This is a genomic window from Thiohalorhabdus sp. Cl-TMA, assembly GCF_041821045.1.
In the GTDB taxonomy this organism is placed as follows: Bacteria; Pseudomonadota; Gammaproteobacteria; order Thiohalorhabdales; family Thiohalorhabdaceae; genus Thiohalorhabdus; species Thiohalorhabdus methylotropha.
Window position 1 is genome coordinate 277,706 of record NZ_JBGUAW010000007.1, and the last position, 10,773, is coordinate 288,478.

The 10,773-nt window shown below is 67.0% G+C and carries 1 protein-coding gene; it reads right to left on the bottom strand.

All coding sequences use genetic code 11. The annotated features are described in order from the left end of the window. Positions 1 to 7 precede the first annotated feature (7 nt). Positions 8 to 10,627, bottom strand: coding sequence for a hypothetical protein (locus tag ACERLL_RS11930; RefSeq protein ID WP_373656322.1), 10,620 nt, complete (start codon positions 10,625 to 10,627; stop codon positions 8 to 10). Positions 10,628 to 10,773 lie beyond the last annotated feature (146 nt).

The following is a 10,773-nucleotide window of genomic DNA, read 5'->3' on the forward strand; positions in this document are numbered from 1 at the left end:
GCCCCCTTCAACCATTGCCGGCACCTTGCAGGCTTTGCGGCTTCTCGCCGAACCGCTCATCGGTCAGGGTGGCGAGCACCGTCTGCCGGGAGGCGCCGTCCAGGGACCCTTTCAGGCCATAACGGTAGGCCAGCTCCCCGCCGAGGGCCTCGGAGTCGCTGCTTGCCAGGTGGTTGTCCAGGGCGGCATCCATGGCCTCCCAGCGACGTCCTTTTCCGCCCTTGGCCTGATCGTAAGCTTCGACGATCTTGTTGAAGTCGTAGCGGTTCAGCTTTTGGCTCAGGCGCTCAGAGTCGGCGTTCGGGTCGTAGCAGTCGGTGGCCTCGGTGACCATCTGCAGGGTTACCGAGTCCGGTTGACCGGAACCGCCGTCGGCGTACCAGTCCTCCAGAACCAGGCCGTCCCAGCCGCCCCGGAAGCCGCCAAACAAGGAGCCAAACCGGCGACCACCTTGACCGGGGCCACCGGTGTAAAGCACCAAATCATCCTGCCGCCGGCTCAGGCTCAGGTCCTCAAGAGAAGTTCCACCACCCAAGGAGAGGGTCAACTGATTGGTCCGCCCCAGCCCCTCGATGCGATCCCTACCCTCATCGGCGTTATGAAGGACCACATCGCTTCCGCCGATAGAAAGCGCATCCGAGCCTTCACCGCCAGCCAGCAGGTCATTGCCCGAGATTCCTTCCATGCGATCCCGGTGTGCTCCGCCAAGCAGCGCGTCATTGCCCTGGCCACCCCGGAAATGGTCCCGCCCCCGACCACCGTTGAGCCAATCGGTACCGGTGCCTCCCGCGAGGCGATCATGGTGGCGGCCACCATTCAGGAGGTCGGCTCCGCCACCACCCTCAAGGTGGTCGAAACCGTAATCGCCAGAGAGGGTATTGGCGCGGTCATCACCGATGAGGGAATCGCTGCGGAACGTACCGGCGACGGCTTCGATCCCGATAAGGGTGTCCCCTTCGGCCGTGCCACCGGAGGCAGTTCCCGCACCGAGATCCACCGAGACGCCCCGCCAGGAATCGCGGTAATCGGCGGTATCGGTTCCGGAGCCGCCCACCAGGGTATCGCTACCCCAGCCGCCGCGCAGGCGGTCGTCGCCGGCGCCGCCGGCCAGCCGGTTCGCCCCCCAGTCACCTCTTAGGGTGTCGTCAAAGGCGGATCCGCGGACATTCTCCATACCGAACAGCAGATCGGTGCCGCTGGCCTGGTGGGCGTAGCCACAAGCCAGATTGACGGTTACCCCCTCGGAAGCCTTAGCGTAGCTCGCCGTATCGCTGCCGCGGCCGCCAAACAGGACATCGCTACCGCGCCCCCCGGCCAAGGTATCGTCCCCGGCAGCCCCAAAGAGGCGATCGGAGCCCGCACCTCCGGCCAGGGTATCGTCACCTCCCATACCGTAAAGGCGGTCCGACCCGGCCAGGCCCTTCAGGGGATTCGCCCCTCCATCGCCGAAGAGCCGATCGCCGTGGGCCGACCCCGTGACGCCTTCGATGCCGCTCAGCACATCCCCTTGCGCGGAACCGCCGGCTGCCTCCCCGGTGGCCAGGTTGACCCTGACCCCGGCTCTGGAATCGGCGTAGCCGGCCGTGTCGGTACCGGCCCCGCCGACCAAGCGGTCCCCACCCTGGCGGCCGACCAGGAGATCGTCTCCCTTTGATCCCATAAGGGTATTGGAGGCCCGGGTTCCGAACAGGCCGTCGCCGAAGGCGGTACCGGTCGCGTTCTCGATCCCGGTAAGGGAATCGCCCGCCGCGAAACCACCCTTGCCGGTCCCCGCGGCGAGGTCCACCTCTACACCCGATGGGCCACCCCGGTAGGTTACGGTGTCGGCCCCGCGTCCTCCGATCAGCTGGTCGGGACCTCCGCGTCCGGAAAGGCGGTCATCCCCGGCCCCACCTTCCAACCGGTTGGCCCTTCCGTCACCGAACAGGGAATCGGCGTGGTCGGAGCCAACCAGGGCCTCGACGCTCTGTAGGGTGTCGCCGTCGGCCAAGCCGCCTTCACCCTTACCCGCTGCCAGATCGACCTTCACCCCCGTGGAGGATCCAACGTATTCAGCGGTGTCGAATCCGGCACCGCCTTCCAAGCGATCGGCGCCTGGACCGCCGAACAGACGATCATCGCCGGCCCGGCCAATCAGGGTATCGTCCCCGGCCAGACCATGGATGCGATCCTCCACCGCCGTTCCCTTGATCACGTCATCGCTTTCGGTGCCGAACAGGTCGAAGCCACGGTCGAGCAGATCCCCATAGGAAAGCTCCGTACCGTCGGCAAACCGGAAAGTATCGATGGGGGTATTGGCGAAGGGGTCTTGAGGATCGAAGTCCTCGATCCTCACCGCCCCTCCTCCCGCCACGCGAAGCTCGAAAGGATGGGCGCTGAGGGAGATATCCTCGGATGCGATCCCGGCTCCGAAGGTTAAGGTGTTGCCGTCACCGGAATCTACGATGGTGGCTGTCCCAGCCCCCAGTTCGTATACGTAGTTGTCTTGCCCCTCTCCGCCCTTTAGGACGTCATCCCCAGCATTAGTAAGGAGCGTATCGCGACCGTTTCCACCCTCCAGAAGGTCATTCCCCGCCCCTCCATGCAGGTGATCGGCTCCCGACCCTCCATACAGGCGATCCTTTCCGTTTCCTCCATAAAGCCCATCGGTACCCCTGCCGCCGCGGAGGGTGTCGTTTCCAGCCTCCGCGCGGATCACGTCATCCCCGGCACGGCCCTTGAGGACGTTGGCGCCATCATTGCCGGTGAGAGCGTTGGCTAGGTCGTTGCCCGTGCCGTCCAAATCCCCGTCTCCGGTAAGAGATAGGTTCTCGACATGGTTATTCAGCACGTAATCGGCGCTGGCCCGCACCGTGTCTGCCCCGGCCCCGGCCATCTCCACGATCCGATCCGCGGAGGCATCGACGATGTAGGTGTCGCCGCCTTCTCCGCCAGCCAAGGTATCGGCACCCGTTCCACCGTCCAGTGTGTTGTTTCCGCTGTTGCCGGTAATGCGGTTGTCCAGGGCGTTTCCAGTGCCTGCCAGACCTTCGGACCCGATGAGGGTCAGGTCCTCCACGTGGTCGGTGAGGGTGTAGCCAATGCTCGATTCCACCGTGTCCCGGCCCGCGCCGGCTTCCTCCACGACCCGGTCGCCGGCCTCGGCCACCACATAGGTGTCGTCACCTCGACCGCCAAAGAGGTCGTCGGCGCCGCTGCCACCGTCCAGGCGGTCGCTGCCCCGGCCGCCGCGCAAGGTATCCGCACCGGCCAGACCTTCCAGGGTGTTGCTGCCCCGGTTCCCGACGAGCTCATTGGCCAGGCCGTTTCCGGTGCAGTCGAAGTTTCGCCACTCTTCCAGGTTTAGGTTCTCCACGTGGGCGCCCAGGGTGTAACTGGCCCGGGCAAACACCGTGTCGGTGCCCGACCCGGCCGCTTCCACTGCTTCGTCGCCGCTATGGTCCACCCGGTAGGTGTCGTCCCCGGCGCCGCCTTCCATGCGGTCTGCACCGGAACCACCCTCCAGGTCATCGTCACCCGTACCGCCGTATAGGGTATCGGCACCCCCATCGCCATCCAGGCGATCGGCCCCCATTCCGCCATAAAGGGCGTCACTGCCCCCTCGGCCCAAGAGATGATCGTCGCCCCCCAGGCCGCGTAGCTCGTTGGCGGCGCTGTTTCCGGTAATGCGGTTATCCAGGCCATTGCCGGTGCCATCAATGTCGGCCGAGCCGGTGAGATTCAGGTCCTCCACGTGGGCGCTCAGGGTCTCGGTAACGCTGGCCCGCACCGTGTCATGGCCGGAATCGGCAGCCTCCGTAACGCGATCCCCGGCATCGTCCACCACGTAGGTGTCGTTGCCGGTGCCACCAGCCATGGCGTCGGCGCCACTACCACCGTCCAGGGTGTCGTCCCCACCGCCGCCTTGAAGGGTATCGGTATCGGCCTGACCATAGAGTCGGTCGTTGCCACTGCCACCACTGACGGTATCGGCATCGCCACCCGCCCGGATAGTGTCGTGACCTCCTTCGCCACTGAGCGCATTCGCGCCGCCATTTCCGGTAATGCGGTTATTCAGGGCGTTACCGGTGCCGGCTAGGTCCTGGGAGCCGGTGAGATTCAAATCCTCCACGTGGTCGGAAAGAGTCCGGTCTACACCCGAACGCACGGTGTCGCGGCCCTGTCCGGCGGACTCGGTAACCGTATCGCCGGCCTGATCAACCACGTAGGTGTCCCAGCCCGCGCCACCAGCCATGGCGTCGGCTCCGGCGCCCCCGTCCAGGGTGTCGCCGCCCCGACCACCGCGGAGGGTGTCGGCACCGGCCAGGCCCTTCAGGGTGTTGCTTCCCCGGTTGCCGGTGAGCTCATTGCCCAGGCCGTTGCCGGTGCCGTCCAGGTTCCGCCACCCTTCCAGGGTGAGGTGCTCCACGTGGGCGCCCAGGGTGTAGCTGGCCCGCGCATACACCGTGTCGGTGCCCGCCCCGGCCGCTTCAACCGCTTCGTCGTCGGAATGGTCCACCCGGTAGGTGTCGTCCCCGGCGCCCCCTTCCATGCGGTCCAAGCCGCTACCACCGTCCAGAAGGTCGGCGCCTGAACCGCCGTGCAGCTCGTCGGCCCCGGACTGACCGTATAGCCGGTCGTCGCCGTCGCCGCCGTTCAGGACGTCATCACCACCCCGACCGTACAACCGATCATTGCCACCCAGGCCGTACAGCTCGTTGGCGGCACTGTTTCCGGTGATGCGGTTGGCCAAGTCGTTGCCGGTGCCGTCGATGGCGGCGGCACCGGTTAGGGTCAGGTTCTCGACGTTCTCGGTGAGGGTGTAGGTAATGGAGGAGCGGACGGTATCCGTGCCTTCGCCGACCGCTTCCGTGACCTCGTCCCCGGCGTCGTCCACCACGTAGGTGTCGTTGCCGGTGCCGCCGGCCATCGCGTCGGCGCCGCTGCCGCCGTCCAGCAGGTCGGCGCCGGCCCCGCCATGCAGCTCGTCGGCCCCGGCTTGGCCGTACAGCCGGTCGTTGCCTTCGCCGCCGTTCAGGACGTCGGCGCCGTCTCCGGCCCGGATGGTATCCCGGCCCCCTTTGCCGCTCAGGGTGTTGGACCCGTCATTCCCGGTAATGCGGTTGTTCAGGGCGTTGCCGGTGCCCTCAAGGCCCTCGGAGCCGGTGAGCGTCAGGTCCTCCACGTGGTCGGTCAACGTGTAGTCGATGCTCGACTCCACCGTATCCCGGCCCGCACCGCCTTCTTCCACGACCCGGTCCCCGGCGTCGTCCACCACGTAGGTGTCGTTGCCGGTGCCGCCGTACATCGCGTCGGCGCCGCTGCCCCCATCCAGGCGGTCGTTGCCTCGGCCGCCGCGCAGGGTGTCGGCGCCGCCGCCCCCGCGCAGGGTATTGGCCCCGCGGTTGCCGACCAGCTCGTTGGCCTGGTCGTTGCCGGTGCCGTCCAGGTTCCGCCACCCTTCCAGGGTCAGGTTCTCCACGTGGGCGCCCAGGCTGTAGCTGGCCCGCGCATACACCGTGTCGGTGCCCGCCCCGGCCTCTTCCACCACCGCGTCGTCGGCATGGTCCACCCGATAGGTATCGTCCCCGACGCCCCCTTCCAGGCGGTCCACGCCGCTGCCACCGTCCAGAAGGTCGGCGCCCCGGCCTCCGTACAGGGTATCCGCGCCCGAGCCGCCCTCCAGATGATCAGCGCCGTCGCCGCCGGACAGGACGTCGTTGCCGTCCTTGCCACTCAGGTGGTTGTCGGCGTTATTCCCTTCCAGCTCGTTGTCCAGCTCGTTGCCGGTGCCATCCTCGGCGGATTCCCCTGTGAGGATCAGGTTCTCGACGTTCTCCCCCAGGGTGTAGGAGATCCCGGAAAGGACCGTGTCCTCTCCCTCGTCGGTCTTTTCGGTTACTTCATCCCCGGCCTCGTCCACCACATAGGTGTCATTCCCGGAGCCTCCGGCCATGGAATCGGCACCGGCGCCGCCGTCCAGGAGATCGTCTCCCTCTCCGCCGGACAAGGTGTCGTTTCCTCCCCCACCTCTCAGGGTATTGGCTGCGGCGTTTCCGATAACCTCGTTGTCCAGGCCGTTGCCCGTTCCGGAGATGTCCCCATCTCCGGTGAGGACGAGGTTCTCCACGTTGTCCGTGAGGGTGTAGTCGATGCCGGATTCGACGGTATCGGTGCCTTCACCCTCCGCCTCCGTAACCACGTCGCCCTCGTTGTCCACCACGTAGGTATCGTCCCCTTCCCCGCCGGCGATTTCGTCCGCACCGGCGCCGCCGTCCAGGCGGTTATCCCCGGCGTTACCGGTTACCGTGTTGTCCAGGGCATTGCCCGATCCATCGATATCGGCCTTACCGGTCAGACCGAGTCGCTCCACGTTCTCGTCCAAGGCATGACTAACCCGGGCCCGGACGAGGTCATCCCCCTCGCCGGCGCTCTCCTCTATCGTGTCACCGGGGTTATCCACGATGTAGGTATCATCCCCAGTGCCGCCGGCGAGGGTGTCGGCACCCGCGCCGCCGTCGAGGTGGTCGGCACCTGCTTTCCCGAACAGGGTATTGTCGCCCCCATTGCCGGTGAGCCGGTTGTCCAGTTCGTTGCCCGTGCCTACGAGGTCTTCGGAGCCCGTAAGGGTCAGATTTTCCACGTTTTCCGTGAGGGTGTAGTCGATGCCGGCTTCGGCGGTATCGGTGCCTTCCCCCGCCGCCTCGGTAACCGTATCGCCTGCGTCGTCCACCACGTAGGTGTCGTTGCCGGACCCGCCCGCCATGGCGTCGGCCCCCGCGCCGCCGTCCAGGCGGTCATCCCCGCCGTTGCCGGTGAGGGTGTTATCGCCGGCGTTGCCGGTGATCTCGTTAGCCAGCTCGTTGCCGGTACCGCTGGTATCCTCTTCCCCCGTCAGGATCAGGTTCTCGAGGTTGTCCCGCAGCTCCCAGCTCAGGCTGCTGCGCACCGTATCCTCGCCCTGGGCGGCTTCCTCGATGGGGGTGTCCGCAGCCTGGTCGACGATGTAGGTATCGTCACCCTCGCCACCGGTCATGTGGTCCCCGCCGGCTCCACCGTTTAGGGTGTCGTCGCCCTTCCCGCCATCCAGGCGGTTGTCGGCGTCGGTGCCGGTGATCCGGTTATCCAGGGCATTGCCGGTTCCGGTCTCCGCCTCCCCGGTCAGGGTCAGGTCCTCGACGTTCTCCCCCAGGGTGTAGTCGAAGGGGCTGACCACGGTATCGTGACCCTGCCCCGCCTCCTCGGAAACCGTATCCCCTTGTTCGTTGAGGATGTATGTATCGTCGCCGCCGCTACCGGCCAAATGGTCCGACCCGGCCCCGCCATCCAGGGTATTGTCCCCCCGGTTGCCCCGCAGGACGTTGTCGGCGGCATTGCCCGTGCCGTCGATGTTCCCGTAACCGGTTAGGACCAGGTTCTCGGTGTTCTCCACCAGGGTGTAGGTAATCCCGGAGCGCACGGTATCCGTGCCCTCACCGGCTTCCTCCTGCACGTCGTCGCCGATCTCACCCACCACATAGGTGTCGTCGCCGGTGCCGCCGGCCATGGTGTCCGCAGCTGCCCCGCCGTCGAGCAGGTCGTCGCCGCCGTTGCCGGTCAGGGTGTTGGCCGCGCGGTTGCCCCGGATCTCGTTATCCAGCTCGTTGCCGGTGCCGGCCACCGAATCCTCGCCGGTCAACGTGAGGTTCTCCACGTGGTCCCCGAGCCGGTAGTCGAGGTGGGTGCGCACCGTGTCCTCGCCCTCGCCCGCGTGCTCGGTGACCACGTCCTCCTGGCTGTCGACAACGTAGGTGTCGTCGCCGGTGCCGCCGGCCATGGTGTCCGCACCCGCCCCACCGTCGAGCAGGTCGTCGCCCCCGTTGCCGGTCAGGGTGTTGGCCTCGCTGTTGCCCCGGATTTCGTTATCCAGCTCGTTGCCGGTGCCGGCCACCGAATCCTCGCCGGTCAACGTGAGGTTCTCCACGTTGTCCCCGAGCCGGTAGTCGAGGTGGGTACGCACCGTATCCTCGCCCTCGCCCGCCTGCTCGGTGACGACGTCCTCTTGGCTGTCGACAACGTAGGTGTCGTCGCCGGTGCCGCCGGCCAAGGTGTCCACACCCACGCCGCCGTCGAGCAGATCGTCGCCGCCGTTGCCGATGAGGGTGTCGTTCCCCGCGCCGCCCTGGAGGGTATTGGCGGCGTCGTTGCCGGCCAGCCGGTTATCGAGGGTGTTGCCTGCGCCATCGATGGCACTCTCCCCCACCAAGCGCAGGTTCTCCACATGGTCGGAGAGCCCATGATCCACCCGGCTGTGTACGGTGTCCTCGCCTTCGCCGGCCTGCTCGACTACCTCGTCGTTCGCATGGTCCACCACGTAGGTGTCGTCACCCTCGCCGCCGGCCATATGGTCCGCTCCCGCGCCGCCGTGCAGGAGCTCGCTTCCCGTGCCGCCTTCCAGGGTGTCCTCGCCTTCTCCGCCGACGAGGATCCCGTCGTCCGAGCTTCCTTCGAGGGTGTCGCTCCCCTCACCGCCGAGCTGGAGGGAATCCAAGTCGTAGCTTCCGCCTTCCTCGAAGGAGACACGATCCAGCCGATGCTTCGCATCGGAAAGGCTGTTGAACCAGTTCTCCACGGCGACGCTGTCTTGCCCGCCGATATGGTCGAAGACCAGCCGGTCACCTTCCGCCCGGATGTTCACCTCGCCGACCGGCACCTCGGAGCCGAAGGCCAGCTCATCCTCGCCGGATTCGCCGTGCGTCTCGTAGATGGTGTCGGAACCGTCGCCGGCCCCGAACCGGTAGGTATCGTCACCCCGGCCGCCGTACAGGGTGTCGTCCCCAGAACCCCCGGAAAGGATGTCATCTCCCGGGCCACCGAGGACCAGGTCGTCGCCGCCCCTGCCGCGAAGGACCCCGCCATCGTCCGGGCCAATCACCGCCTCGCTTCCATGGGAGCCCTGACCGTCCTCCGCCAGGCCGGGGTAGCCGAACTCCGCCAAGGCGGGGGTCAGCTCGGATACAGCGGAACCATCACCGGAAGCGGCGTCCGACAGCCACCCGCGCAGCTGGCCCAGGCCGTCCCAGCCGAGGGCCGCCATGTTCGACCCGGCCACCCGCTGCATGTCCAGAAGGTCGCGCACCGCCTCGTCGGGGGCTTCCTCGAAGCGCTGCTGGAAGGCTGCCTCGGTGCCGCTGAAGTCGGTGGTCAGGCCCTCCTCATCCAGGCCGGCCTCGGCGCCGTCCAGGTAGGGCTTGAGCCGGGTCTGCATGAGCAGGCCGTCGTAGACGGACTGGCCAAGGGCCTCCTTGGAGCGCTCCAGGAAGCGCACCTGAGCGCTGGATAGCTCCACGAAGGCGTACTCACCGCCGCTGCCGTCCTCCTCCGAGGGGGCCGGGCCGGCCTCGATGAAGGCGCCGGCCCCGGTCTCCACACCCTCGGCGCCTACTTCCACGAAGGAACGGCCGTTGAAGGCCTCCATGGTCTCGATGAGCCGGGTCACCCGCTCCCGCTCGGCGGCCTCGGTGGCCGTGCCCCCGGCGCCCACGGCGTCCTCGGGGCGCTGGCCCGGCGGCAGGTACACCAGCTCGTAGCCCTCGGAGTCGGCCTGCTCCAGGCTGGAGGGGGCCTCGGCGGTGTCGGCCCAGCGGTCCAGGAGTCCGTCGAGCTGCTTCTCCTGGTCGGCCTTGGTGGGCGCCGCGGCGTAGTCGGCCACAACGGACGCCAGCTCGGAGGACAGGCTGGCCGCTTCCCGCAGGTCGCGCACATCCCCGGAGCCGCGCATGCGCGGCAGGTCCTCGGCTTCCTCGGTCAGGGGAATCTCGTCGCTGAATTCGCGGTGAAAGGGGTCGCTGGTGAGGTCGATGTCGGCCATCTCGCCGGTGACCTGGCCGACGGTGCCAGTGCTGCCGTCGGCCCACTGGTAGGTCCCCAGATCGGCCACGACGTTGCCGTTATCCTGCAGCTGGTTGTTGGACTCCGCTTCCACGGAGAAGCTGGCGATACCGGCCTCGTCCAGGCCCTGCAGCTCGCCTTCGTCGGTGACGCCGTCGCTGTCCAGGTCCCGCCAGACCCGCAGCTCGTCCCAGTTGGCGTCCTCGCTGTTCACCACGCCGTCGCCGTTGGTGTCCTGGTCCCGCAGGGCCTCGAAGCCGTCTTCGGCCACTCCCGTGACGTCGCCGTCGCCGTTGACGAGGGGGGTATTGTCGCCGAACAGCTCGGCGCCGGTATCGATGGTGCCGTTGCCGTTGCGGTCCAGGGCCAGGAAGGCGTCGTCGGGCTTGATCCAGCCCGTGGCGCGCTTGACGCCGTCGCCGTTGTGGTCGAACAGGACGGGGTCGTCCACGTCCGTGCCCTGGGTCTCCAGGCCATCAGCGTCCAGGTCCAGGGTCAGGGGGTCGATCCGCTCTTGCCAACTGAAGGCGTTGGTGAACCAGTCGTTGACGGTGTCGCTGATGCCGTCGCTCAGTTCGTTCACACCGGAGGCCAGATCCTGCATCGTTTCGCTGGCTTGTTTCTGCAACTCCTCGAATAGGCCTTCACCCTGCTCAAGGGCCTGGGTAAGGCCCCCAACCGCGTCGTGGTAATAATCCAGAAGGGTTTTTCCGGTCTGGTCGGCCACCTCCCCATACTGTTCGAAGGCGTCCTGGACGCCATGTAGGAAGGGTTCCACATAGGGCTCAGCATCGAATTCCGCGTCATCGTCCACCGCCACCGAAGCGACGGTCAGGCCGGCGGCAGCTGAAGTGGACCCCAAAAACTGGACAGGGGTAGAAGTAAACGGCTGAGGGGGTATGCTCAGGCTCAGAAAGGAGCCTC